The organism is Rhodococcoides kroppenstedtii, from assembly GCF_900111805.1.
Taxonomy (GTDB): Bacteria; Actinomycetota; Actinomycetes; order Mycobacteriales; family Mycobacteriaceae; genus Rhodococcoides; species Rhodococcoides kroppenstedtii.
Map to the genome: position 1 here is coordinate 115,858 of NZ_FOJN01000001.1, position 25,102 is coordinate 140,959.

23 protein-coding genes are annotated in these 25,102 nt (G+C 71.6%); 4 read left to right on the forward strand and 19 right to left on the reverse strand.

Translation table 11 applies throughout. The features are described 5' to 3' along the window. Nucleotides 1-78: 78 nt before the first annotated feature. From BMZ18_RS00585 to BMZ18_RS00675, 19 genes are all read right to left on the reverse strand, one after another. Nucleotides 79-357 (reverse strand): YggT family protein, encoded by a 279-nt coding sequence (locus BMZ18_RS00585; protein WP_068100448.1) that lies wholly within the window; start codon nt 355-357, stop codon nt 79-81. A gap of 159 nt (nt 358-516) precedes the next feature. Next, nucleotides 517-1,182 (reverse strand): cell division protein SepF, encoded by a 666-nt coding sequence (locus BMZ18_RS00590; RefSeq protein ID WP_068100446.1) that lies wholly within the window; start codon nt 1,180-1,182, stop codon nt 517-519. A 108-nt stretch (nt 1,183-1,290) separates the two neighbouring features. Then, nucleotides 1,291-2,043: a YggS family pyridoxal phosphate-dependent enzyme gene (locus BMZ18_RS00595; protein WP_068366371.1), complete on the reverse strand. Its 753-nt coding sequence runs from the start codon at nt 2,041-2,043 to the stop codon at nt 1,291-1,293. Continuing rightward, complete coding sequence (gene pgeF, locus BMZ18_RS00600) at nt 2,040-2,774, reverse strand: peptidoglycan editing factor PgeF (RefSeq protein ID WP_068366374.1); 735 nt, start codon at nt 2,772-2,774, stop codon at nt 2,040-2,042. The genes BMZ18_RS00595 and pgeF overlap by 4 nt, the downstream gene beginning before the upstream one ends. Continuing rightward, nucleotides 2,771-3,958: a cell division protein FtsZ gene (gene ftsZ / locus BMZ18_RS00605; protein WP_068100440.1), complete on the reverse strand. Its 1,188-nt coding sequence runs from the start codon at nt 3,956-3,958 to the stop codon at nt 2,771-2,773. Before ftsZ ends, pgeF begins: the two co-directional genes overlap by 4 nt. A gap of 192 nt (nt 3,959-4,150) precedes the next feature. Further along, nucleotides 4,151-4,966: a cell division protein FtsQ/DivIB gene (locus BMZ18_RS00610; RefSeq protein WP_068366393.1), complete on the reverse strand. Its 816-nt coding sequence runs from the start codon at nt 4,964-4,966 to the stop codon at nt 4,151-4,153. 40 nt (nt 4,967-5,006) lie between these two features. Further along, a complete protein-coding gene (gene murC, locus BMZ18_RS00615) occupies nt 5,007-6,428 on the reverse strand; it encodes a UDP-N-acetylmuramate--L-alanine ligase (RefSeq protein ID WP_068366396.1) in 1,422 nt (473 codons plus the stop codon). A gap of 74 nt (nt 6,429-6,502) precedes the next feature. Then, complete coding sequence (gene murG / locus BMZ18_RS00620) at nt 6,503-7,633, reverse strand: undecaprenyldiphospho-muramoylpentapeptide beta-N-acetylglucosaminyltransferase (protein ID WP_068366376.1); 1,131 nt, start codon at nt 7,631-7,633, stop codon at nt 6,503-6,505. Then, nucleotides 7,630-9,165 (reverse strand): putative lipid II flippase FtsW, encoded by a 1,536-nt coding sequence (ftsW, locus tag BMZ18_RS00625; RefSeq protein WP_082895279.1) that lies wholly within the window; start codon nt 9,163-9,165, stop codon nt 7,630-7,632. The genes murG and ftsW overlap by 4 nt, the downstream gene beginning before the upstream one ends. Next, on the reverse strand, nt 9,162-10,580 hold the full coding sequence (murD, locus tag BMZ18_RS00630; RefSeq protein ID WP_068366399.1) for a UDP-N-acetylmuramoyl-L-alanine--D-glutamate ligase: 1,419 nt from the start codon (nt 10,578-10,580) through the stop codon (nt 9,162-9,164). Before murD ends, ftsW begins: the two co-directional genes overlap by 4 nt. A 101-nt stretch (nt 10,581-10,681) precedes the next feature. Next, on the reverse strand, nt 10,682-11,761 hold the full coding sequence (gene mraY / locus BMZ18_RS00635) for a phospho-N-acetylmuramoyl-pentapeptide-transferase (protein WP_068100435.1): 1,080 nt from the start codon (nt 11,759-11,761) through the stop codon (nt 10,682-10,684). After that, nucleotides 11,758-13,239, reverse strand: a complete 1,482-nt coding sequence (locus BMZ18_RS00640; RefSeq protein WP_068366381.1) for a UDP-N-acetylmuramoyl-tripeptide--D-alanyl-D-alanine ligase — start codon at nt 13,237-13,239, stop codon at nt 11,758-11,760. Before BMZ18_RS00640 ends, mraY begins: the two co-directional genes overlap by 4 nt. Continuing rightward, nucleotides 13,236-14,822, reverse strand: coding sequence for a UDP-N-acetylmuramoyl-L-alanyl-D-glutamate--2,6-diaminopimelate ligase (locus tag BMZ18_RS00645; protein ID WP_082895281.1), 1,587 nt, complete (start codon nt 14,820-14,822; stop codon nt 13,236-13,238). Before BMZ18_RS00645 ends, BMZ18_RS00640 begins: the two co-directional genes overlap by 4 nt. A gap of 148 nt (nt 14,823-14,970) precedes the next feature. Continuing rightward, nucleotides 14,971-16,905, reverse strand: a complete 1,935-nt coding sequence (locus BMZ18_RS00650; protein WP_244516365.1) for a peptidoglycan D,D-transpeptidase FtsI family protein — start codon at nt 16,903-16,905, stop codon at nt 14,971-14,973. Next, the gene (gene ftsL / locus BMZ18_RS00655) at nt 16,902-17,711 is read right to left on the reverse strand and encodes a cell division protein FtsL (RefSeq protein ID WP_139203704.1); all 810 of its coding nucleotides are present in this window, start codon (nt 17,709-17,711) and stop codon (nt 16,902-16,904) included. The genes BMZ18_RS00650 and ftsL overlap by 4 nt, the downstream gene beginning before the upstream one ends. After that, the gene (gene rsmH, locus BMZ18_RS00660) at nt 17,708-18,703 is read right to left on the reverse strand and encodes a 16S rRNA (cytosine(1402)-N(4))-methyltransferase RsmH (RefSeq protein WP_068366384.1); all 996 of its coding nucleotides are present in this window, start codon (nt 18,701-18,703) and stop codon (nt 17,708-17,710) included. The genes ftsL and rsmH overlap by 4 nt, the downstream gene beginning before the upstream one ends. A gap of 218 nt (nt 18,704-18,921) precedes the next feature. Next, nucleotides 18,922-19,353: a division/cell wall cluster transcriptional repressor MraZ gene (mraZ, locus tag BMZ18_RS00665; protein ID WP_068366387.1), complete on the reverse strand. Its 432-nt coding sequence runs from the start codon at nt 19,351-19,353 to the stop codon at nt 18,922-18,924. Between the two features lie 535 nt (nt 19,354-19,888). Continuing rightward, nucleotides 19,889-20,341, reverse strand: a complete 453-nt coding sequence (locus tag BMZ18_RS00670; RefSeq protein ID WP_068366407.1) for an SCO2097 family morphological protein — start codon at nt 20,339-20,341, stop codon at nt 19,889-19,891. 164 nt (nt 20,342-20,505) lie between these two features. Beyond that, nucleotides 20,506-20,988 carry an SAV_6107 family HEPN domain-containing protein gene (locus tag BMZ18_RS00675; protein ID WP_169817771.1) on the reverse strand — a complete coding sequence of 161 codons (483 nt, stop codon included), beginning with the start codon at nt 20,986-20,988 and terminating at the stop codon, nt 20,506-20,508. A gap of 255 nt (nt 20,989-21,243) precedes the next feature. On the opposite strand from BMZ18_RS00675, the gene BMZ18_RS00680 reads away from it, so the two are divergent. Genes BMZ18_RS00680 through BMZ18_RS00695 form a run of 4 tightly spaced genes read left to right on the forward strand, consistent with a single transcriptional unit; the run spans nt 21,244 to nt 25,102 of the window. Next, the gene (locus BMZ18_RS00680) at nt 21,244-21,921 is read left to right on the forward strand and encodes a GNAT family N-acetyltransferase (protein ID WP_074921662.1); all 678 of its coding nucleotides are present in this window, start codon (nt 21,244-21,246) and stop codon (nt 21,919-21,921) included. Next, complete coding sequence (locus BMZ18_RS00685) at nt 21,918-23,525, forward strand: phytoene desaturase family protein (protein ID WP_074921664.1); 1,608 nt, start codon at nt 21,918-21,920, stop codon at nt 23,523-23,525. The genes BMZ18_RS00680 and BMZ18_RS00685 overlap by 4 nt, the downstream gene beginning before the upstream one ends. Before the next feature lies 1 nt (nt 23,526). Further along, on the forward strand, nt 23,527-24,351 hold the full coding sequence (locus BMZ18_RS00690; protein ID WP_244516366.1) for a carotenoid biosynthesis protein: 825 nt from the start codon (nt 23,527-23,529) through the stop codon (nt 24,349-24,351). A gap of 22 nt (nt 24,352-24,373) precedes the next feature. Next, the gene (locus tag BMZ18_RS00695; RefSeq protein WP_371828470.1) at nt 24,374-25,102 is read left to right on the forward strand and encodes an LppM family (lipo)protein; all 729 of its coding nucleotides are present in this window, start codon (nt 24,374-24,376) and stop codon (nt 25,100-25,102) included.

Consider the following 25,102-nt stretch of genomic DNA (forward strand, 5'->3'; position numbering starts at 1 on the left):
GGACATTCGGTTGTTGTGCACTTCGACAAGGTGCCGGCGTGCCCTGACGAGTCATTCTGTCACACCCGACGCGCAGGATCACCCGACGCTCTGCACCACACGCATCAAGATGAACACGATGAACAGCAACACCATGATCGACAGGTCCAGACGCACGCCCCCCAGGTTCAGCGGCGGGATGATGCGGCGGAGGAATTTCACGGGCGGATCCGTCACGGTGAAGATCGCCTCGAGAATCACCACCATGACCCCGGTGGGATGCCAGTCGCGCGCGAAGGACCGGATGAACTCGACCACCACCCGGCCGATGAGCAGCAGCCAGAAGAGGAACAACACGAAGTAGAGCACGGCGAACACTCAGCTCACCGACCCTGCATCGCTCGCAGAGATACGTTCCGACAGCACGCTCACGTCCCGATCATTCGACTCGTCCACGACTCCACTGTGCCAGCAGAACCACACCGCTGCGCCCGGCACCGGGACCCTCGGGCACCGACGCGCTGCGCCGGCACCGGGTCACTGCTGGTTGTAGAAGCCGTTCTCGGCGATACGACGACGCTCCTCGGCGGAGACGTCGACGTCGGCCGGCGAGAGCAGGAACACCTTGGTGGCCACCTTGTCGAACGAGCCACGCAGCGCGAACGCCAGTCCCGCGGCGAAGTCGACGAGGCGCTTCGCGTCGGCGTTGCTCATCTCGACGAGGTCCATGATGACGGGCGTGCCGTCGCGGAACCGCTCGCCGATGGTGCGCGCCTCGCCGTAGTCCCGCGGACGCAGAGTGGTGATGGTGGACACGGGACCCCCGTCGTCGACGGACACGGAACGGCGCGGCTCCGGGCGCGGCTCGGGCCGCGTGTCCATCGCCAGGGCGCCGCGGGTGGACGGTCCGGTGGACCGCAGCGTGGTCGTCCGGCCGCCACCGCGGGCGGACAGCGGAGCGACGGGGGCGGACCGACGCGGGCCGGGGGCGGCGTAGTCGTCACGCCCGGCGGGCTCGTAGTCGTCGCCGCGGCGGGCGCCGGCGTAGGCGGGCTCGTCGTCGTACTCGTCGTCCATCGCCCGCGCATAGCCACCGCGCGAGGACCGACCCACGGGGGCGTCGGTGTCGTCGAGGTAGTCGTCCTCGTACTCGTCGAGTGGGACCATGCCGAAGTAAGCCTTGACTTTGTGGAGCGTGCTCATCGGTCGACCTTCCTTGGCGTGGTGGTGCGAGGTGGGGCGAGAACGCGGGCCGAGCCGGTGCGTCCCGTGTGACTGGCGTGAATCTCGAGGTTCCTGTGGTTCATGCTGTCAAGGCGAGGTTACGGGCCGGGGGCCCAGGATCGCGGTTCCGACACGCACACACGTCGAGCCGTGTCGCACCGCCTCCTCGAGGTCCCCGGTCATGCCCGCCGACAGCCCGGTCGCCGTCGGGTGCGACCGGAGAAGTCGCTGGTGGAGGCCCGCGAGATCGGCGAACGCGGCGTCCGCGTCGGACTCCAGCGGCGGCACCGCCATCAGGCCCGCCAGCCGCAACCCCGACGCCTGCGCGACGGCATCCGCCACCGCGTCCAGCTCGGCGCGATCGACCCCGCCGCGGTGCGTGTCGCCGTCCAGGCTCACCTGGACGTAGACCGCGAGGTCGTCGGTCCGCTCGCCGGCGCCGCGGGCGCGCTCGACGCCACGCTGCAGCGCATCGACCAGCCGCAGACTGTCCACGGAATGCACCTCGTGCGCCCAGCGGGCGACGGCGCGAGCCTTGTTCCGCTGCACGTGCCCGATCATGTGCCACCGGACGTCGTCGCCGGCACTCTCGCGGAGCGAGATCACCTTCGGCGCCGCGTCCTGCTCGCGCGACTCGCCGAACTCGTGGCAACCGAGGTCGCGGAGAATCGCGACGTCCGACGCCGGGAAGAACTTCGTGACGGGTAACAGGGTCACCTCGTCCGCCCCTCGTCCGGCCGCGCGACACGCGTCGGCGAGACGGGATCGGACCGCGTCGAGATGCTCGGCGAGGTACGCCCGCCGCGCGTCGCCCTCGGGGGCGCCGTCACCACCGGTCATCGCCCACCGTCCGTCGTGTCCATCCAGATGACGCCCGCGTGTCGGCCGGTCGGCGCGCCGCGGCGGTGGCTGAACAGGGTGCGGTCGGTGATGGTCTCGCGAGGATCCACCGCGACTCCGGCGACTCCCGCCTCGAGCAGTTGTCGGCGCAGGCCCGCCCGGATGTCGAGGCCGGGCGTGCCCTTCCGGGTGCGGGTCGCGCTTCCGGGTAGGTGCGCCTCCACGTCACGTTGCATGGCCGCCGGGACCTCGTAGTCCTCGCCGCCCGCCGCCGGCCCGAGGAAACCCTCGATCCGCGACACGGACGCGCCGGCCGCCACCATCGCGTCGAGAACGCGGGGGACGATGCCGATCCGGGCACCGATCCGACCGGCGTGCACGGCGGCGATCACCCCGGCCGCGTCGTCGGAGAGCAGGACGGGCACGCAGTCCGCCGCGAGCACCACCAGGGCGAGGTCGCGCTCGGTGGTGACCAGCGCGTCGGTCGCCTCCACCGTGCCTCGGACCGATCCGTCGACCACCGTGACGGTGCGTCCGTGGATCTGGTCCATGAAGACGAGCCGATCGGGCGTCAGACCGATCTTCTCCGCCAGTCGACGCCGGTTCGCCGCGACGTCGGCCGGACTGTCACCGACGTGATCGCCGAGATTGAACGCGTCGTAGGGAGGCTTGGACACGCCTCCGGCGCGTGACGTGGTCACGCGCCGGACGCGGTAGCCGGGGGTGCTCACCGACGCATGAAGGAGGGGACGTCCACGTCGTCGTCGCCCTCGTCGTCGGACACGCGCACCGGATGACCCGTCGCCCGGGCGGCGCGCTCCCCGATCGGCGGCAGCGACGACTTGGCGGGGGCGTCGCGGAACACGGCGGGTCCGTCGTCCTCGCTGTGCAGGTCGCCGGCCCGGCCGGAGCCGACGGTCGCCGCGCGCGGCTGCCCGGGCGCGGCCTCGACGGGACGACGGGCCGGTCCGCTGCCGTCGAAGCCCGCGGCGATGACGGTGACGCGCACCTCGTCACCGAGGGAGTCGTCGATGACGGTGCCGAAGATGATGTTGGCGTCGATGTGGGCCGCTTCCTGCACCAGCGACGCCGCCTCGTTGATCTCGAACAGGCCCAGATCGGATCCGCCCGCGATGGAGAGGAGCACGCCGCGCGCGCCTTCCATCGAGGCCTCGAGCAGCGGGGAGTTGATCGCGGCCTCGGCGGCCTTGATCGCCCGGCCCTCGCCACGCGACGACCCGATGCCCATCAGGGCGCTGCCGGCGCCGGACATGACGCCCTTGACGTCGGCGAAGTCGACGTTGATCAGACCCGGGGTGGTGATGAGGTCGGTGATGCCCTGCACGCCGTTGAGCAGCACCTCGTCGGCGGAGCGGAACGCGTCCATGAGGCTGACCGCCGCGTCGCCGAGCTGGAGCAGGCGATCGTTCGGAATGACGATCAGGGTGTCGCAGGACTCGCGCAGCGACTGGATGCCGGTGTCCGCCTGTCCCCCGCGCCGTTTGCCCTCGAAGGAGAACGGACGCGTGACGACGCCGACGGTGAGAGCGCCGAGCTTACGCGCGATGCTGGCCACGACGGGCGCGCCGCCGGTTCCGGTGCCGCCGCCCTCACCCGCGGTGACGAACACCATGTCGGCGCCCTTGAGCACCTCTTCGATCTCGTCCTTGTGATCCTCGGCGGCCTTACGCCCGACCTCGGGGTCGGCTCCGGCGCCGAGGCCGCGGGTGAGTTCGCGGCCGACGTCGAGCTTGACGTCGGCGTCGGACATGAGCAGCGCCTGCGCGTCGGTGTTGACCGCAATGAACTCGACTCCCTTGAGTCCCTGTTCGATCATGCGGTTGACCGCGTTGACGCCGCCGCCGCCGATGCCGACGACCTTGATTACGGCGAGGTAGTTGTGCGGGGGCGTCATGGGCTCTCGCCTTCCGTGGTTGGTGTGTGCCGTCGAACTTCTCGGGTCGAAACCCTCAACGTGAACCATAGGGTTATAGTTATGTCAAGTAGTCCGACCGGGAAAACGGTAGAGACCGCCCCTCCCGGCGTCCGGGAGGCGCGCCGAGGCGAACGGAGAAATACGGAGAATTCCGGAGATATCCGTGACACCTCACCGGATGGTCGGCAGGTCCGGACTCGAGACGTCGTAGGTCTGTCCGGGCTGCGTGAGCAGTGGCAACGCGATAGACGCCTTGTACTCGCCGTCCTCGCTGCTCCCCCACACCACGACGCGACCGTCGACCAGGGTGAGCGAGACGTTCGAGATCGTCGGTGCGTCGATCTGCGTGACCTGTGCGCGCAGCGGCGGCGGTAGCACCGCCAGGACGTCCAACGCGGTCCTCGTCTCGAGGTTGCCGTACGACGGACTCGCCGCGACCAGCCGCACCACGCCGGGAGGGGGCGGTTCGACGGCGAAATCGACGCCGTTCTCGTCCATCAGGTGCGTGCCGTCCGGCGCGTCGAAGAACACCACCGGCACGCGTTCCTGCACGGTGACCCGCACGGTCGACGGATAGATCCGTTGCACGCGCACCGACGCCACCTTCGGAATGCCGGCCACCCTGGTCGCCGCCGCGTCCGTGTCCACCCGCGGCAGGGGGGTGCCCTCGGCAACCGCCAGCGTGGTCACGATCTCCGCGCGATCCACCGCCGCGTTCCCGGTGACGTCGATGGTGTCGACGGCCCAGATCGGTCCGAACCAGGACACCCCGAGGAACACCGCCGACGCCACGACGGCGACGACGAGGGCGATGCGGCCGCGTCGACCGAGGCGCGGTTCCCGCGTGGACCGGGTTCGCGACGACGTCCGGTCACGCCGCGTGGACGAGGACACCGACGCGCGCGACGCCCTGCCCGACGCGGCGCCGCGCTGCGCACCGACCCGTCGCGGCGACGCCGGGCGCCGTCCCCCGCGTGCGCTCGTCACCGGTCGCACCCGGGCCGAGAGCCGTTCCGGGACACCACGATCAGCGCCGCGGCAGGGTCGAGCGGAGCGCGTCGAGAATCTGCGACCCCAGCATGGTGACGTCGCCGGCACCCATGGTGACCACCACGTCGCCGGCGCCCACCAGGTGGGCGACCTGACGCGGTACCGCCGACAGGTCCGGCTGGTAGTGGACCGGCTTGGTGACCGATCGCGCCACCGTCGCCCCGCTCACGCCCGGGACCGGCTCCTCCCGCGCGCCGTAGACGTCGAGCACCATCACCTCGTCCGCCAGGTCGAGCGCGGACGCGAACTCCTCGGCGAACGTGACGGTCCGGGAGTAGAGGTGGGGTTGGAAGACCACGAGCACCCGGCCCGGACGGTCCGGATCGGCGGTGCGCACCAGATCGGCGGCGGCGCCGAGCACGGCCCGCACCTCCGTCGGGTGATGGGCGTAGTCGTCGAACACCCGCACCCCGCGCTCGCGTCCCCGCAGTTGGAACCGCCGGTGCACCCCGGCGAATCCCGCCAGTCCTTCGACGACCGTGTCCGGATCGGCGCCGAGTTCGATCGCCGCGACCACCGCACCCATGGCGTTGAGCGCCATGTGCCGACCGGGCACGCCCAGGCGCACCGTGCGGTCGCGGTCCTCACCCGCGAGCCGGAAGTGGACAACCCCGCCCGTGTCCTCGGGCTTCCAGCCGAGCAACCGTGCGCCGGTCTCCACGCCGTCGACGGACACGTCGTCGGCGCCGTAGCCCAGCAGACGCACGCCGTCCGGCGCCTGGGAGGCGACGCGGCGCGCGAGCGCGAGCGACCCCGGATCGTCCGTGCACACCACCAGCGAGCCACCCGGCCGCAGGCGCGCGACGAAGTCGTCGAACACCTGCGTGTAGGCGTCCTCGCTGCCGAAGTAGTCGAGGTGGTCGGCCTCGACGTTGGTGACCACCACCAGGTCGGGGTCGTACTGCAGCAGGGAGCCGTCGCTCTCGTCCGCCTCGGCGACGAAGACGTCACCGGTGCCGTGGTGCGAGTTGGTCCCGGCCTCGTTCAGTTCGCCGCCCACGGCGAAGGAGGGGTCCGCTCCGCAGTGCTGCAGAGCCACGACCAGCATCGAGGTGGTCGACGTCTTGCCGTGGGTCCCGGACACCAGGACCGTGCGGAACCCCGTCATCAGGCGAGCGAGCACGGCCGGACGCAGCAGTACGGGAATGCCCCGCTTTCCCGCCGCCACCAACTCGGGATTGGTCTTCGGGATCGCCGCGTGCGTGGTGACGACGGCGGTCGGCCCACCGTCCAGCATGTCCAGCGCCGACGCGTCGTGACCGATGCGGACCTGCGCCCCGCGCGCCCGCAGCGCCTTGACGCCGCGGCTCTCCTTCGCGTCCGAGCCGGACACCGCCCCACCGCGCGAGAGCAGGATGCGGGCGATGCCGGACATGCCCGCGCCGCCGATGCCCACCATGTGCACGCGGGACAGTTCCTCGGGCAGACCCTGCGGGGGTCCTGACGGGGTGGACACGAGCGAGTTCTCCTGGTTCACGAGTGCGACTTCCGCTGCCGGTGCCGACGAGCGGTCTCGAGCACGATGCGGGCCACCTCGGTGGCGGCGCCGCGGTGACCGGCGCCGGCGGCCGCGACCCCCATGCGTCGAACCGCGTCCGGATCGGTGACGAGCGGGATCACGCGCGCGGCCACCACGTCCGGCGTGAGCTCGGCGTCCGCGATCACGACGCCGCCGCCCGCGTCCGCGACGGGGCGGGCGTTGAGTTCCTGCTCGCCGTTGCCATGGGGCAAGGGTACGTAGAAGGCCGGCAAGCCGACGGCCGAGACCTCCGCCACCGTCATCGCCCCGGACCGACACAGGGCGACGTCGGCCGCGGCGTACGCCAGATCCATGCGGCTCAGGTACGGCACGGCGACGTACGGCGCCTCGGGTGTGGACGCGACGTCGAGCGTGTTCTTCGGGCCGTGCGCGTGCAGCACCGACACCCCGGCCGCGGCGAGCGCGGGGGCCGCTCCGGACACCGCCTCGTTGAGGGATCGCGCACCCTGGGATCCCCCGAACACCAACAGCACGGGCCCGTCGGCGGGCAGGCCGAAGTGTGCGCGCGCCTCCGCGCGGACCGCGGCGCGGTCGAGGTCGGTGATGGTGGGGCGCACCGGAATGCCGATCACCTCGGCGTCCGCGCGGCCGCGGGCGTGGACGCCCGACTTCGCGACGGCGGCGAGCACGCGGTCGGCGACGCGCGCGCCTACCTTGTTGGCGACGCCCGCACTCGCGTTCGCCTCGTGGACGATCACCGGAATCCGTCCTCGCGCGGCGAGATACGCGGGCAGGGCCACGTACCCACCGAAGCCGACGACGACGTCGGCCTCCACCCGAGTCAGGACGCGGCGCGTCGCGCGCACCGAGCGAACGACGGTGGCCGGCAGCGTGAGCAGCGGCCGGGACAACCGCCGCGGCAACGGCACCGGCGGGATCAACTCCAGCGGGTATCCGCGGTCCGGCACCAAGGTGGTCTCGAGCCCGCGCTCGGTTCCGAGCGCCGTCACGCGGACCTCGGGATCGAGCTCCCGCAGGGCGTCGGCGACCGCGAGCGCCGGTTCGATGTGGCCTGCCGTGCCGCCTCCGGCGACGACGACGGACACGGGGGCAGGGCGCGTCATCGGCGACGTCTCCGTTCCGGTGATCTCGGGTCGTGGGGCACGGCGGTGCGGCGGCCGGACGTCGCGCCCGGCTGCACACGTCGGGTATCGGACCGGTCACCCCGCGCACGCGGGGCGGCGGCCCGTGGTTGCGGGGCCGTCGCGCGCGGCTGCTGTGCCGCCACGCGTGGTTGCCGGTCGGCGTGGCCGGTGCCGCCGCGGGGCGCGCGGGGCCGGTCCGCTGTGCGGGCGGGCGCGCGGACCGGGCCCGCGGCACCCCGTCCCTGCAGCCGGGCGCGTTGCGCCTCGACCGGGGAGTAGGGCTGCGGGACGGGCAACCGCAGCAGCCGCCCGACCTTGCCGTCGTGGCCGGACGCCAGAGCGGCGACCGCTTCGGGCTCGTGCCGGGAGATGTTGGCCAGCAGTCCGAGCACCAGGAGCGTGATGGCCGTCGAGGTGCCGCCGGCGGACACGAGCGGCAGCTGCAGACCGGTGACGGGCAGAAGGCCGATGACGTATCCGATGTTGATGGCGGCCTGCGCCAGGATCCACACGGTGAAGGTCGCCACGAGGATCTTCATGAACGGATCCGGCACCCGCGCGGCGATGCGCAGGCCCGTGTAGACCAGCAGACCGAACAGGCCGATGACCGCCACGCAGCCGACGAGGCCCAGCTCCTCGCCGATGATGGCGAAGATGAAGTCGTTGTGCGCGTTGGGGAGATAGCTCCACTTGGCCCGACTCTGCCCGAGCCCGAGGCCGAACACGCCACCGTCGGCGAGCGAGTAGAGCGCCTGGCGCGACTGGTAGCCGGCACCCTGCGGATCGCTGCCGGGGTCGAGCCACTGGGTGATGCGTGCGGAGCGGTACCCCGCGGTCATGGCCAGCACGCCCGCGGCTACCGCGAGACCGCCGACGATGGAGACGAACCATTTCAGCGGCAGACCCGCGAACCACAGCAGCGCCATGAGGATGATGCCGAGGGCCACCGTCGTACCGAGATCGGGCTGCAGGACGATCAGACCGAAGATCACCATGGCGGCGGGAACCAACGGGATCAGCAGGCCCTTGAGGTCGGCCCGCTCGGCGCGGCGCGACGCCAGCAGGTGGGCGCCCCACACCGCGAACGTCACCTTGGAGATCTCGGACGGCTGCAGACCGACGCCGCCGATCATGAACCATCCCCGAGTGCCCTGGGCGACCGTCCCGATGCCCGGGATCAGCACCAGGACCAGCAGCACGACGGAGATCACGAACAGCGGGAAGGACCACGCCCGGATGACGCGGATGGGCAACCGCAGGGCGACGACGAACGCGACGACGCCGACGATCGCGAAGATCACCTGGCGAGTGAACATCGTGTAGGCCGAGCCGTCCTCGGCGTAGGCCTCGACGGACGATGCGGACAGGACCATGACCACGCCGAGCGTCGTCAGCATCGCGGCCACGGTCACGATGAGGTGGAACGACGCGAGCGGCCGGTTCAACCAGGTGTCGACGGCGCGGGGTGCGCGCACGGACCAACGGGAGCGAGGCGCCTGCGATGTGCTCATCCCCGGGTCCCCGGCCGTGCGCCGGTGCCCAGATCCGCCTCCGTGAGGTCGGCGACGGCGGCGGTGAAGCTGTCCCCGCGATGGCCGTAGTCCCGGAACTGGTCGAAGGAGGCCGTCGACGGGGCCAGCAGCACGGTGGTTCCGGGCTCGGCACGGTGGGCGGCGGCGCGGACGGCCAGCGTCATCACCTGATCCCCGTTGGTCACATCCGTCTCATCGGCCACAGAGGCATCGTCCCCCGGCGGCACGTGAACCACGGGGACATCCGGCGCGTGTCGCCCCAGCGCGGCCGCGATGGCGTCCCCGTCCCGGCCGAACACCACGGCCGCCACCAGACGGGACCGCACCTCCGTGACCAGGTCGTCCACCTCGGCGCCCTTGAGCAGCCCACCGGCGAGCCAGACGACCCGCTCGTGCGCGAGGATCGACGACCGCGCCGCGTGCGGATTGGTGGCCTTCGAATCGTCGACGAACTGCACCCCGCCGAGCTCGCGTACCGTCGCCGCACGATGGGGACCGACGCGAAACGCCGATAGCCCGCGCGCGACCGCGTCCGCGTCCACGCCCGCGGCGCGCGCGAGCGCCGACGCGGCCAGGGCGTCCTGCAGACCCGCCGGTCCGGGCGGTTCGATCTCCGCCGCCGACACCAGCGGCACGCCGTCGCCGAATGCGCGATCGACCAGCATGCCGTCTTCGACACCGAGATCGCCCGCGGCCGGCCGCGCGGCCGTGAACCCCACCGTCCGCGGAGCCGTCGCCCGCGAGCGCAACGACGACGCCACCGCGTCGTCGAGACCGACGACGGCGACGTCGCCGCGCAGGGCCTGCAGCTTGGCCTCCACGTAGGCGTCCATCCCGCCGTGCCAATCGAGGTGGTCGGCGGCGATGTTCAGCACCACCCCGGCCGCCGGCCTAACCGAGGGCGCCCAGAACAACTGGAAGGAGGACAGTTCGACGGCGAGGACCTCGGCGCGCGGCGACTCCGACCGCAGGGCGTCGAGGACGGGGACGCCGATGTTTCCGCAGGCCAGCGACGGTCGCCCCGAGGCGTCGAGAATCGACGCGAGCATCGAGGTGGTCGTGGTCTTGCCGTTGGTTCCGGTGACCACCAGCCAGGTTCGGGCCGGGCCGTACACCTCGGCGCGGTCGACCCGCCACGAGAACTCGATGTCGCCCCACACCGGCACGCCGACGGTGAGGGCGGTGGTCAGGAGCGGCGCATCGGGCCGGAACCCGGGGCTCGTGATCACCAGGGCGAACTCGCCGACGGCCGCCCGGTCGGGGGCGATCCGGTCCATGAGCACCGTGTCCGCCCCGAGGTCCGCACAGGCGGCCAGGGCCGACTCGTCGGAATCCGCCACCGTGACCCGCGCACCCAGCGTGCCCAGCGTCGGAAGCAGCGCACGCCCAGACACCCGGCCGCCCGCGACGAGAACGCGCCGGTCGCGGAGGTCGCGAGGGTCGGTGACCGCCCCACTGTTCTCACCGGCCCGGTGGTCGGTTGCACCGGCCACGATCAGTCTCCGACCGCGGCGAGGTACTCGCTGTAGAACAGCGCCAGACCCACCGCCGACGAGATGGCCGCGAGCAACCAGAACCGGATGATGACCGTCGTCTCCGCCCATCCCCCGAGTTCGAAGTGATGGTGGAACGGCGCCATGCGGAACACCCGGCGCCGACTGGATCGGAAGACCGCCACCTGGATGACCACCGAGGCCGCCTCGGCGACGAACAGCGCGCCGATGACCACCATGAGCAGTTCGGTGCGGGTGACGATGGAGAGTCCGGCGAGCAGACCGCCGAGCGCCAGCGATCCGGTGTCGCCCATGAAGATCTTCGCGGGTGCGGCGTTCCACCAGAGGAAGCCGATGCACGCGCCGGCCGCCGCCGCACAGATCAGGGCCAGATCGAGCGGGTCACGGACGTCGTAGCAGCCCGGCCGCGGCTCGGTGGTGCAGGACTGGCGGTACTGCCAGAACGTGATGACGGTGTAGGCGCCGAGCACCAGGGTCATCGAGCCCGCCGCGAGACCGTCGAGACCGTCGGTGAGGTTCACCGCGTTGGACCACGCGCTGACCAGCAGGTAGCAGAACAGGATGAAGACGATGCCGCCCATGGACACCGTGGCGATGTCCCGGACGTAGCTCAGCTGCACGCTGCCGGGGGTCAGTCCTCCCGCGCCGTTGAACTGGAGCGCGAGGATGCCGAAGATGACGGCTGCGAACAGCTGACCCACCAATTTCGCCGTCTTGTTCAGGCCCAGGTTGCGCTGCTTGCGGATCTTGATGAAGTCGTCGAGGAAGCCGACCACACCGAGCACGGTGGTCAACCCCAACACCAACAGGGCCGACACCGACGGCCCGTCGGCGTCGTACGCGATACCGATCAGGTGCGAGCCCCAGTAGCCGGCCCACAGGCCGGCGAGGATCGCGACGCCGCCCATGGTCGGGGTGCCGCGCTTGGACTGGTGGCTGGCCGGGCCCTCCACACGGATCTCCTGGCCGAAGCCCTGCCGCGAGAACGCCTTGATGAGAACCGGCGTCAGCAGGATCGCCACCGCCAGCGCGATGCCTCCCGCGAACAGAATCTGCCTCACCGGTTCTCCCCCTGCTCCGCGAGGACCGCCTCCGCGACGGTCCACAGCCGCACCGACTGCGATGCCTTGACCAACACCAGATCACCCGGCGCCACCTGCTCGCGCAGCAGCTCGACCGCCGCGTCGGCGTCGGGAACCAGCACCGATTCGTCGCCCCAGGACCCTTCCATGACCGCGCCCTGGTGCATGCCGTGCGAGGGACGCCCGGTCCCCACGACCACCAGCTTGTCCACCGCCAACCGCACGGCCAGTCGGCCGATCCGGTCGTGTTCGATCACGGAGTCCTCGCCCAGCTCCGCCATCTCCCCGAGCACCGCCCAGGAGCGCCGCGCGCTGCTGCGATCGGCGCGGGCCATCGTGACCAGGGCCTTGAGGGCGGCGCGCACCGAATCGGGGTTGGCGTTGTAGGAATCGTTGATCACCGTGACGCCGTCCGGGCGGGTGCGCACGTCCATGCGCCGCTCCGACGCGGCGCGGGCGTCGCCCAGCGCGGCCGCGATGTCGTCGAGAGCCATCCCGCACTCGAGTCCGACGGCCGCGGCCGACAGGGCGTTCGAGACCTGGTGCTCGCCGTGCACCTGCAAGGCGACCGGGGCGGACCCGGACGCCGTGTGCAGCGTGAACGACGCGCGCGCTTCCGCGTCGAGGACGACGTCCGTCGCGCGCACGTCCGCGCTGCCGCCGTGGCCGTAGGTGACGACGCGTGCGGTGGTCTTCTCGGCCATCGCCGCCACGAGCCGGTCGTCGGCATTGAGGACGGCCACGCCGCCGTCGGCGGCGGCAGGCAGGGCCTGGACCAGCTCGGACTTGGCCTCCGCGATGTTCTCGCGCGACCCGAACTCCCCGAGGTGCGCGGTGCCCACGTTGAGCTCGACGCCGATGCGCGGCGGCGCGATCCGGGCCAGCTCGGCGATGTGCCCGCGCCCGCGCGCCGAGAGCTCCAGAACGAGGAATCGGGTGGTCTCGTCCGCCCGCAGCACCGTCCACGGGTGGCCGAGTTCGTTGTTGAACGAGCCCGGCGGGGCCACCACGGTGCCCGCCCGCTCGAGGACCGCCCGGATCAGGTCCTTGGTGGACGTCTTGCCCGAGGACCCGGTGATGCCGACGACGGTCAGCCCGTTCTCGATCAGTCCGGTCACCGACGCGGACGCCAGCGCGGCGAGCGCCGCCAGCACGGCGGGTCCCGCTCCGGTCGGGTCGTACGCGGGCAGGTCCGGGCGCGGGGTCGGCTCGACGACGACGGCGGGGACACCCACCGGCCGCGTCGCCAGCACCACGACCGCGCCGGCCGCGACGGCGTCGGCGGCGTGATCGTGGCCGTCGACCCGCTCACCCGGCAGGGCGAGGAACACTCCGCCCGCGGTCACCTTCCGGGAGTCGAACTCCACCGTGCCCGTGACCCGGACGTCCGGATCCGGCACGTCGTGCAGAGTCCCTCCGACGATGTCCGCGATCTCCCCGATCGACAGTGCTCTCATGACGTCCCGTCCTCCCCGAGTTCGTCGATGGCTCGAGCCAGCGCCTCACGATCGTCGAACGGATGCACGACGTCGCCGACCTTCTGACCTACTTCGTGCCCCTTGCCCGCCACCAGGACGACGTCACCCGGACGCGCCCACCGCACCGCGTACGCGACGGCGTCGGCACGCGGCGAGATCTCGACGACCTCCCCGCGGGCGGCGTCGTCGACGCCCATCGCGCCGGTGCGGACGGCCGCGCGGATGGCGGCCGGGTCCTCGGACCGCGGGTTGTCGTCGGTGATCACCACCAGGTCGGCCGCCGCGGCGCTGACGGCACCCATCAGCGGACGCTTCTCCGTGTCGCGGTCCCCGCCGGCGCCGACGACGACGGCCACGCGGCCGGTGGTCTGCCGACGCAGGGTGGCCAACGCCACCTCCAGGGCGGCCGGCTTGTGGGCGTAGTCGACCACGGCGAGGAACGCTTGGCCGCGGTCGACCCGCTGCATGCGTCCGGGCACGTCCACGGTGGCCATGGCGTCCACCGCGACCTGCGGGTCGACCCCGACGCGCGCGGCCACGGCGGCACCGACGAGGGCGTTGGCGACGTTGTAGCGACCCGGCAATCGAAGCGTCGCGGACACGACGCGGTCACCCAGGACGGCCTCGAAGGTCTGAGCGCCGTCGGCACGTACCTGCCAGTTCCGGGCGACGGCCGCTGCGCCGCGGGCCTCCCCGTCGGTGGACACGGTGGTCACAGGGCCGGACGCGGCCGCGATGTCGGCCATCCGGCGCCCCCATTCGTCGTCGATGCAGACCACCGACTCGGCCGCGTGCACGTCCGACTCGGCGGCGAACAGGCGCGCCTTGGCCGCGAAGTAGTCCTCGAACGTGTGGTGGAAGTCGAGATGATCCTGCGAGAGGTTCGTGAAGGCTCCGACGGCGAATCGGGTGCCGTCGACGCGGCCGAGCGACAGCGCGTGCGACGAGACCTCCATGACGACGCTGTCGCACCCCCGCTCGAGCATCGCCGCGAACATGGCGTGAAGATGCGGCGCTTCGGGCGTCGTCAGCGCCGAGGGCACGGGGGTGTCACCGATCCGGGTCTCCACGGTGCCGATCAGGCCCGGGGTGCGGCCGCCCGCGCGCAGCGCCGCCTCGACCAGATACGACGTCGTGGTCTTGCCGGACGTGCCGGTGATCCCCACGACGATCATCGACGCCGACGGATCGCCGTAGACCGTCGCCGAGACGGAGCCGAGCACCGACCGCGGATGCGGGTGCACCAGCACCACGACGTCGGAGTGCGCCCCGGCGGAACCACCCGCCGAGTTCGCGACGAGATCCGCACCCTCCGGATCGGTGAGCACCGCGACCGCGCCGCGGGCCACGGCGTCGGCGGCGAACCGGGCTCCGTGGCTGTGCGCACCCGGCAGAGCCGCGAACAGGTCCCCCGGCAGAACGTCCTGTGCCCGCAGCTCGATGCCGGTCACCGAGATCTCCGCCGCCGACGCGCCACCGTGCACGGTCGCCCCGATCGCGTCGGCGAGCCGGCCGATCGGGGTGACCGGGGGCCGCTGCGGGCGGAGGGACGAGCTGGGCACGGTGTGATCGCTCCTGGTTGTCGTGGCGGAACGGCTGTTCACGCGGGGGTCGCGACGCGCCGACTCGCCGGAACGCACCGTTCCGGCGAGAAGGCCGACGCATCAGATTACCGGCGGTGCGACGCGCACCCCGACCGGTCCGGTCCGGTCAGCCCGCCTGCAACACCAGCCGATCCGCCTCCGCGGACAGCGGCACGGCGTCGCGCTGCAGCATCCACGAGGCGATGGAGTGGAACAACGGCGCCGCGGACTGACCGCCGGAGCCGTCCGCGCTGCGCGTGGGCGCGTCGAGCATGATTCCGATCACGTACCGCGGATCGTCCGCGGGCGCGATGCCCGCGAAGGTGATCCAGTAGCTCGAGTTCGAATAGCACTTGCAGTTCGGATCGACCTGCTGAGCGGTTCCGGTCTTGCCGCTCACCTGGTAGCCCTCGATGCCGGCCTGCACACCCGTGCCGCGCTGGTCGCCCGTATCGTTCTGGGTCACCGAGCGGAACATGTCACGCACCGTGCGCGCGGTCTCGGGGCTGACGACCTGCACACCGTCCGGCTGCGGAGTCTCGGTCCGGGTTCCGTCCCGTCCCACCGTCGCGGAGACGATGCGCGGCGGGATGCGCAGGCCGTCGTTCGCGATGGCCTGGTACATGCCCGTCATCTGCAGCAGCGTCATCGACAGGCCCTGTCCGATGGGCAGGTTGGCGAAGGTGCCGCCCGACCACTGGTCGCGGGCGGGAACACTGCCGGCGCTCTCGCCGGGCAGCCCGACCTCGGTGCGCTGACCCAGACCGAACTTCTGCAGCATGTCGGCGTAGCGGTCCTCCCCCACCCGTTGCGCCAACATCAACGTGCCGACGTTCGACGACTTCCCGAACACGCCGGTGGTGGTATACGGCGCGACGCCGTGATCCCATGCGTCCTTCACGGTCGCTCCGGCCATCGTGATGCTCCCCGGAACCTGGAGCACCTCGTCCGGGCGCGTCAGTCCGTCCTCGATGGCCGCCGCGGCGGTGACGATCTTGTTCACCGAGCCGGGCTCGAACGGACTCGACACGGCGAGGTTGCCCATCTGAGCATCGGCGGGGTTGTTGCCGACGCCGATCGACGGGTCGAACGTGCCGTCGTTCGACATGGCCAGCACCTGGCCCGTCTTCGCGTCCAGCACGACGGCCGACGCGTTCTTCGCGCCCGACAGGTTCTTCGCCTGCTGCACCTGCTGCTGCACCTGGTACTGGATGTCGCTGTTCAGCGTGAGCTCCACGGTGGAGCCGTCGATCGCGGGCTGCTGGTCACGCCAGCTTCCGGGGATCACCGCGCCGTCGCTGCCGCGGTCGTAGGTGCGGGAGCCGTCCGTGCCGGCGAGGACCGGATCCATCGAGTCCTCGAGACCGAGCAGCCCGTGACCGTCCCACCCCGTCGCGCCGACCACGTTCGCCGCGAGGGCGCCGCCCGGGTACTCGCGGATGTCCTGGCGTTCCAGACCGACCTCGGGGAATTCCTCGGCGATCGACGCTGCCACCGCGGGATCGACACTGCGCACGAGGTATTCGAAGCTCGAGCTCCCCGTCATCTTGGCGATGAGGTCCTTCTCGGTCACGACGCCGCTCAGTGCGTCGGCGACCCCGGCCGCGATGGCGTCGATGCGATCGTCCGGCTCGGGCGCCGACGGGTCCTTCGCCTTCGCTTCCTCGAGCTCGACACGCACTCGCTGCGGCTGAAAGGTGAGCGCCTTCGCCTCCATGGTGAACGCGATGGGCTTGCCGTCCCGGTCCGTGATGGATCCGCGCGTGGCGGGGTCGACGATGGTCGTCGTCCGCTGACTGGCCGACTGCGCCGACAGCGCGGGCGCGTCGATGCCCTGGATCCACAGCAACTGCACCGTGGCGATGCCGAGAATCAGGAACATGGCGAACCGGCCATAGCGGAAGCGGAAGTCGAACGTTTCCGTCTTCGCACCACCACGGCGGGAGGGACCCCGTCCGCGCGGCGCGGCCGGTCGACCCGGGTACTGCGGCCCGGACCGAGCCGGGTACCGAGGGGCCGGTCCGCGGGAGCGGAGGGGCGGCTCGTCGCGTCGCTGGTTCACTGCGTGCCTCCGGTCGCGGGTGCCACCGGCACGGGCTGTTCGTTCACCGGTCCGGGGTTCTGCGGCGCCGCCGGCTGGGGCGCTGCGGGCTGCGGCGCTGCCGGCTGGGGCGCTGCGGGCTGGGGCGCTGCCGCGGCCGGCGCTGCCGGTGTCGCCGGTGCGGTCGTGGTGGTGGGCGCGGCGCCCCGGTCCATCGGCGTGAGTGCCTCGCCGGGAGTCGCGCCGGGTGCGGCCGCGGCTCCCGTACCGGACCGCGTCGTCGTCGGAGCGGCAGCGCCACGGCCGGGCGAAGCGACGGGCGCCGAGAACGCCGGGGCCGGCGGGCCCGCCGCGGGAGCGGGCGTGCCGATCACCTGGACGACCCCGTCCGGTTGCACCACCAGGCGGGGGACGTCCTTGGTCGGGATCATGCCCAGCTCGGCCGCACGCCGTGCCAGTTCGGGTGCCGAGGCGGCCAGCTCGACGTCGCGCTGCAAGGCGGCCGCCTGCTCGGTCAGTCGCTGGTTGTCCGCGCGCGCGTCGCTCAGCCGGTAGGACTCCTCGGCCGCGCGCGTGCTGAGCAGCAGAGTGCAGGCCAGGCCGATCGCGAGCAGGCCGATGACGGCTGCGACGAACGGGACTCGTGCAGCGACGGCGCGGCGATCGGTCGACGGCGTGTCGACGTCCAGGGCGCGGGCGCGTCGCTGACGTTTCTCGTAGGCACGCCGGGCCGCGCCGGTGCGGGCGGGTGCGGACGGGGAACCGACACGGTCGACCGCGCCGCCCGAACGCCGGGACCCTCCCGTCACATCGACAGGTGCACTCACGACGTCCTCCTCGAAATACGTTCGGCTGCACGCAGACGCACGGGTGCCGCCCGGGGGTTGTCGTCGATCTCGGACTGCGGAGCCTTCTCGGCACCGCGGGTGAGGAGTCGGAACTCGGGAGCGCTCCCGGGCAGCTCCATCGGCAGGCCCTCGGGGGTGGTGGAGCGGGTCAGCGGTGTCAGTTCCTGCTTGACCACGCGATCCTCGAGGGACTGATACGACATGAAGACGATGCGTCCGCCCACGGTCAGGGAGGTCAGGGCCGGCGCGATCGCGTCGTGCAGCGAGTCGAGCTCCGCGTTGACCGCGACTCGAAGCGCCTGGAACGTGCGTTTGGCCGGGTGTCCCCCGGTGCGACGGGTGGCGGCGGGGATGCTGTCGTACAGCAACTCCACGAGCGGTCCACTGGTGGTCCACGGCTGCTCGTCGCGACGCCGCACGATGGCGGAGGCGATCCGTCCCGCGAATCGCTCCTCGCCGTAGGTGCTGAGGATGCGGGCGATCTCGCCGTGCGTGGCGGTGTTGAGGATGTCGGCGGCGGTGCGGCCCGTCGTCGGGTCCATTCGCATGTCCAGCGGCGCGTCCACCGAGTAGGCGAAGCCTCGATCCGCGGAGTCGAGCTGCATGGACGACACACCGAGGTCGAACAGGATGCCGTCGACGCTGCCGACGTGATCGAGGCCGGCGCGATCCAACGCACCCTCGATGCCGTCGTAGGTGGTGTGGACGAGAACCACCCGATCGCCGAACGGGGCGAGGCGCTCACGGGCCATCGCGAGAGCGTCGGTGTCGCGATCGAGGCCGATCAGGCGCAGTCGCGGGTAGGTCTCGAGGAAGTGTTCGGCGTGCCCACCCAGGCCGAGAGTGGCGTCGAGGTAGACGGGGTCACGATCACCCGCGGCGGCGAAGGCCGGTCCGAGCAACTCGTCGGCGCGGTGGAGTCGGACGGGAACGTGAGAGAAGGGGGACGGGGACCCCTGCTGCTCCACCATCTCGATCTCCCGCCGTGTCTCGCCGTGGTCTGCAGTCGTGTCGGTTGCGGTCGGTCTCGCGGTCCGTGGGGAGCGAATGCGCGCGAGGTCCCTGTCCGATCAGGCACCTGGCGTCGGGGAAGTACGTCAGGGTCCTGGTCCGGTACTTGGCGTCGGGGAAGTACGTCAAGGCCCGGTTCGGGCAGAGGCCACGCGGCACTCGCGTCGGCCACGGTCGGCTACAACATTCCTTCGAGCGATTCGTCCACTGCTTGCGAGAAATCTTCTTCGTGCTCCCGGGAGTAGGCGTCCCAGGACGCGGCGTCCCAGAGTTCGAGATAGTCCATCGAGCCGATCACGACGCAGTCCTTGGAGAGGTTCGCGTACTCCCGGTGAGCGGGGCCGATGGTGATCCGGCCCTGTCCGTCGGGGTGCTGCTCGTCCGTCCCGGCCGCCAGGTTGCGGATGTACGCCCGCGCCCGCGGATTCGACCGCGACGCCGCCGCCAACCGCTCCGCGCGCTCGGCGAACACAGCACGGGGGTAGATGGCCAGGCTGTGATCCTGCCCTTTGCTCACCATCACACCTCCTGCCAACTCGTCTCGGAACTTCGCCGGCAACGTGAGCCGGAACTTGTCGTCGAGCTTGGGCGTGTAGGTACCGAGGAACACCCGGCACCTCCCGCTTGCGTCCGTCGCGGCTTGCTCTCTCCGCTGAGGGCCACATTACCCCACTTTCCCCCACTTTCAATCACTTCGCCCCCTCGGAGTGGTGACATGTCATCGAAAGACCAGGTCGCACACGGTGAGTTCTCGTGGGTGACGACGAGAACGGACGGCAGGCCCTGGTTCCGTGACGCTGCTTCGGCCGACGAACAGCGCAGCTCGAGGCGCTTTCCCGTGTGCGAGTGGAGGAAAGTGGGGGCCCGGACGACGTTCGCCGGCTTCGGTGGGGCGTCGTGGGGCGGCGCAGGTGCGCCGGCACCCCGAGCCCGGCACCCGCGCGAGTTTTGCCACACGATCCGCCTCGACACTGCGGATCCGCGGATCTGCCCCGGATCCCGTGGGAAAACTCGCACCCTCGAGCCCCGGTGGGATGCGGTGCGGCGGCGGGCACGCACGAAAACGCCGAACGCGGCGCCTCGTGACGAGGCGCCGCATTCGGCGTGAAGATCAGGGAGTCAGCGCGGACGCCGACCCGTGTCGGTCAGCCCTGGTCGAAGCGGCGTCGGAAACGTTCCTCCATCCGAGCCGAGAAGCCGGGACGCTTGGCACCCCGCTGGCCCGACGTGCCGCGCGTGGCGGGGCCGGAACGACGGGACGAGGACGGCGGTCCCGACGGCTCTGCACCATCGTCGGCATCCGCCTCGGCGGTGGGCGCGCCGGGTTTGCGGACGAGCAGGAGAACACCCGCGCCGAACATGACCGCGAAACCCACCAAACTGATGATGGGGAACCCACCGGGCTTGACAGGAAGCGCGACGCCGGCGATCAGCAGAACCAGACCGACGACGAACAACGCGATGGCTTGGAAGCGGCGGCGAGTCGACGCCGCTCGGATACGTCCGCCGCGCACGGTGGACGCGAACTTGGGGTCCTCGGCATAGAGAGCGCTCTCGATCTGGTCGAGCATGCGCTGCTCGTGCTCGGAGAGTGGCACGGTACCTCCCCCGGCACTGGATGGGATCTCACTCCCGGCCAGAAGTGAGAGGCGGCCGATCGGTCCGGCCACCTGCTGACGATGATACGAGCAGATTCGGTGGCGTACCACCTCGCTGCCACACCAGTATGCGGAAAAATCGGGCGGCGTGGTGGAGCCTCGTCCTACGCGGACTGCGGGACCGCTTCCGACGACGCCGTCAGCAGGTCCTCGACCCGGTGGAGAAAGCGTCCGACCTGGGTGAAGAACTCGTCGGCCTCGGCCGAGTCCATCCGGTCGCCGGACCCCGCCTCGATCGCCGCTCGAACCGACGAGTGGGCCGAGAAGTACGCCGCCCAGTCCGAGAACTCCGGCGCCGCCGACTGCATCCGCACCCAGGCACTGCGCGGCGTACCGCGCTTCGGCGTCGGGTCCACCGCGTCGAGCAGGGCACCGGCACCGCGCAAGGCGGCCACGTACGCCTCGAGGAAGCGATCGGCGGCGGTCGGTGCACCCGCCGCAGTCGCGAGCAATGCATCCGCCCGCCGCAGCAACGCCGCCGAGCGCGGCGGCGGACCCGCCGGTGCCACGGGTGCTGCCGGAGCACCGAAGGGCAGAACCGTGCCGCGAGCGCCGCGGGTGCTCCCGGGAGCGAAACCTGTCGCCATGGGTGGAACCTCCTCGTGTGCTCGATGCTGTGTGCTCGATGACGTGTGCTCGGTGCCGTGCGTGTGCCGTCACCCATGCCAACCACTGCCCGGGGGGCCGCGCATTCCGCTCCGACCATCGGTGCGAAGAAGATCACGCAGGTCCGACACGAACGGCCGGGTTGACGACGCCCGGCCGGGTCCGTCCCGTTCCGTCGAACGTGTGTTCGATATCGACAGTACCGCTCGTCACGCCGACGCGCCAGGGTTCGTCGGATGGGTACCGTGACCGTCGTGCCCGCATCCGCCGGGAGCGGAGACGTCACTCTGCTCGACCTCGACCCGCAACTGATGCGTGCGCGGCTGACCGAGGCGCTCGCGGTGTACGTCGACGCCATGGGCTATCCACCGGGAACGGACCTGCACCGCGCCCCGATGTGGTCCGAACACATCCTGCGGCCGGGATGGCGTGCCGTCGGCGCGCTGCAGGGCGACCGCATCGTCGGCATCGCCTACTGCTACCGGGGCGACCACGGCCAGTGGTGGCATCGCCAGGTCCGCGACGGGCTGCGCCGAGCCGGGTGGAGCCCGGATCGCGCGGAACTCGTTCTCGCGGACTACGTCGAGCTCACCGAGCTGCACGTCGCGCCCGGTGTGCAGGGCGCCGGCATCGGCGGCCGACTGCTCGACGCCCTGCTGGCCGGGAGAAGCGAGCAGCGCGTGCTGCTCTCCACTCCCGAGGTCCACGCCGAGGACAACCGCGCGTGGCGTCTCTACCGTCGGGCGGGTTTCACCGACGTGCTGCGCCGCTTCCGATTCGCGGGCGATTCCCGACCCTTCGCCGTCCTCGGCCGCGAACTACCCCTGGACACGTCACCGTCGGACCACCCTCGTCCGGCCGGACACCCCACCTCCGCCGTCCCCACCACCACCACCGAGGAGCCGACCACGTGATCGACGCCGCCGTCATCGGATCGGGACACAACGCTCTCGTCTCCGCCGCCTACCTCACCGAGGCGGGGTGGTCGGTCCGAGTGCTCGAGCGGGACACCGTCGTCGGCGGCGCGGCGTCCACCGTGGAGCGCTTCCCCGGCCACAAGGTCGACCGCGGGTCGTCCGCGCACATCATGGTGCGGCAGACCGGGATCATCGAGGAACTGCGTCTGGCCGAGCACGGCCTGCGCTACCTGGACTGCGATCCCTGGGCGTTCGCTCCCCCACCTCCCGGCACGGACGAGCCGGGCATCGTGTTCTCGGTGGACCTCGACGCCACGTGTGCGTCGATCGAGGCGGCCTGCGGACGTCGGGACGCGGACGCGTACCGGCGCTTCGTCACGGTGTGGGGCCCGCGCAGCGCCCGGGTCATGCGCTCGTTCGGCGCGCCGCCCACCGGGCGTGCGTTCTTCTCCTCGTTCTGGGGGATGGACGCCAAGGACGGCCCGGCGGCGCTCTCGCGCGAGTTCCTCGCCTCCGGCGACGCGCTGCTCGACCGGTGGTTCGACAGCGAGCGACTCAAGGCCGCTCTCGCCTGGTTCGGGGCGCAGTCCGGTCCGCCGATGTCCGAACCGGGCACGGCCCCGATGGTCGCGTTCAACACACTGATGCACACCACCCCGCCCGGTCGCGCGGTCGGCGGCAGTGGCGCACTCTCCGTCGCCCTCGCGACCAAGATCGAGGCCGACGGCGGCACCGTCACCCTCGGCGACGCCGTCACCTCGGTGAGTCGACGAGGCGAGGGATGGTCGGTGCGCACCGCGAGCGGCGAGGAGGTCCGGGCCCGCACCGTGATCGCCGGGTGCCACGTCCTGACCACCCTGGACCTGCTCGACGCCGGCGGATTCGACACGGCGACCACCGCGTCGTGGCGACGGCAGATCGACGTGGGCCCGGGTATCGGCATGGTGGTCCGGGCGTCGACGTCCGCCCTGCCGCAGTACCCGAACACCGACGTCGCGGACTCCTCGCACGGGTTGCAGCTGCTGGTGCACGACCGCGCCCAGCTGCGTCGGGCCCACGGTGCCGCGTCGGCCGGTGACCTGCCCCCCGCACCGGTCGTGCTGGCCATGAGCTTCAGCGCGGTGGATCCCTCGATCGCCGCACCCGGCGAGCACCAGGTCTCCCTGTGGTCCCAGTGGCACCCCTACCGCCTGGCCGACGGACGCTCGTGGCGCGGCGGATCGCCCGAGGTCGCCGAGCTCGAGGGCGACCGCATCGTCGCCGAGGTGGATCGCTACGCCCCCGGTTTCGCCGACTCCGTCCTGCGCCGCCACACGCAGTCGCCCTGGGACCTCGAACAGGAACTCGGACTGATCGGCGGCAACGTCATGCACGTGGAGATGTCGCTGCACCAGATGATGATGTGGCGGCCGATGCCCGCGCTGGCGGGCATGACCGTGCCGGGCGCGCCGTCCTTCTTCCTCACCGGCGCCTCGACCCACCCGGGTGGCGGTGTGTCCGGGGCGTCCGGCCGCAGCGCGGCGCGCCTGGCCCTGGCCGACCGGGGCGGATCGCCCGTGCGACGCCTCGCCTCCCGCCTCGGCGCGATGGTGGGCCGGTGAGGTGACCACCGCGTTGCGGACCCCGCCGGTGGCCCTCGGCTTCGCGGTGGCGGCCGTCCTGGCCCAGATCGCCTACCCGCTCGCGTCGGGCTCGGTGAAGGACACCATCACGTTCGCCGTGGTGGCCCTCCTCGCCGCGGCGTGCGTCGCGCACGCCACCCGGTCCCGCGGCGGCGGATGGGCCGTCGCGATGGTGGTGATCACGGCCGGCATCGGTCTGATCGCCGAGATCGTCGGCACGCGCACGGGCATGCCGTTCGGGTGCTACTCCTACGCGCAGGATCGGATCGGACCCTCGATCGCCCGGGTCCCGGTGGTGGTGCCGTTCGCCTGGACAGCGGGCCTGTATCCGGTGTGGACGGCGGCCACGGTGATCACCGAGCGCGCTCGGGCCGGCGCGGCGACGCGCATCGGCCTGACGACGGTCGGCGTGGTCGGCTGGGACCTCTACCTCGACCCGCAGATGGTCGCCGACGGCCAGTGGACCTGGTGCAGCGCCTTCTCCGGGCTGCCGGGACTGCCCGGTATCCCCTGGACCAACTACGTCGGATGGTTGCTCGTCGCCTTCTGCATGGCGGTGGCCATGGAGCTGCTCGGGCGCTCACGGTCCGAGCGGCCCGATGTCTCGCGCTCGGTTCCGCTCGCGCTCTTCCTGTGGACCTGGCTCGGGTCCGCCGTGGCCCACGCCGTGTTTCTCCCAGACCTCGGCTGGTCCGCCCTGTACGGCCTGGTCGCCATGGGTGTCGTCGGCGTGCCCTTCCTGCTGGCGGTACGCCGGCGCGACGCCGCGGCGACCCGTCCGCGTGTCGATCGACCCGTGCACTGACGGCGGCCGGTCGGCTGGCACCATGACCGCTGTGGTCACGCCAGCCGAACCTCGCTCCCGCCATCCCGATCGTCGTCGGACGACGCGCCGCCTCGCCGTCGTGACCGTGCTCGCGCTCGCCGCCGTCCTGCTGTCCGGGTGTCTGCGCGCCCAGGTGTCCATGGGCGTGTCCTCCGACGACCGCGTCTCGGGGCGCATCGTGGTGGCGGTGATTCCGTCCGCGGAGGGTGACACCGGGCCGGGTCTCGACGTGCCCGACAGCCTGTCCGGGAAGATTCGCGTCCAGCCGTATTCCTCCGACGGATACGTGGGCAGCGAGGCACTGTTCAGCGATCTGACGTTCGGCGACGTGCAGCAGCTCGGCGGACTGTCCGACCAGGCCAGCGGGCTGTTCCAGCTGACGCTGACCCGCTCCGGCGACCTGGTCGCCCTGTCCGGCCAGGTGGATCTGGGCACCGTGCCCGCCGACGGCAGCGACGTCCAGTTCACCATCGCCTTCCCGGCGCGGGTGACCACCACCAACGGCGCCCGCGAGGGTGACAACGTGGTTTCCTGGGCCCTGCCGGCCGGTGAACGCAGCACGCTGCGCGCCGAGGTGCGGTACTCGGATCCGAACACGCGCAGTTTCGCCGGCTGGGCGGGCATCGTCTTCGGGGTGACCGTCGGTGTCGCCGCAATCGTCGGCGGCATGGCCTACGTGTCGCGGAACCCGTCGCTGCGCACGTCGCGACGCCCGAACGACGCCGGCTGA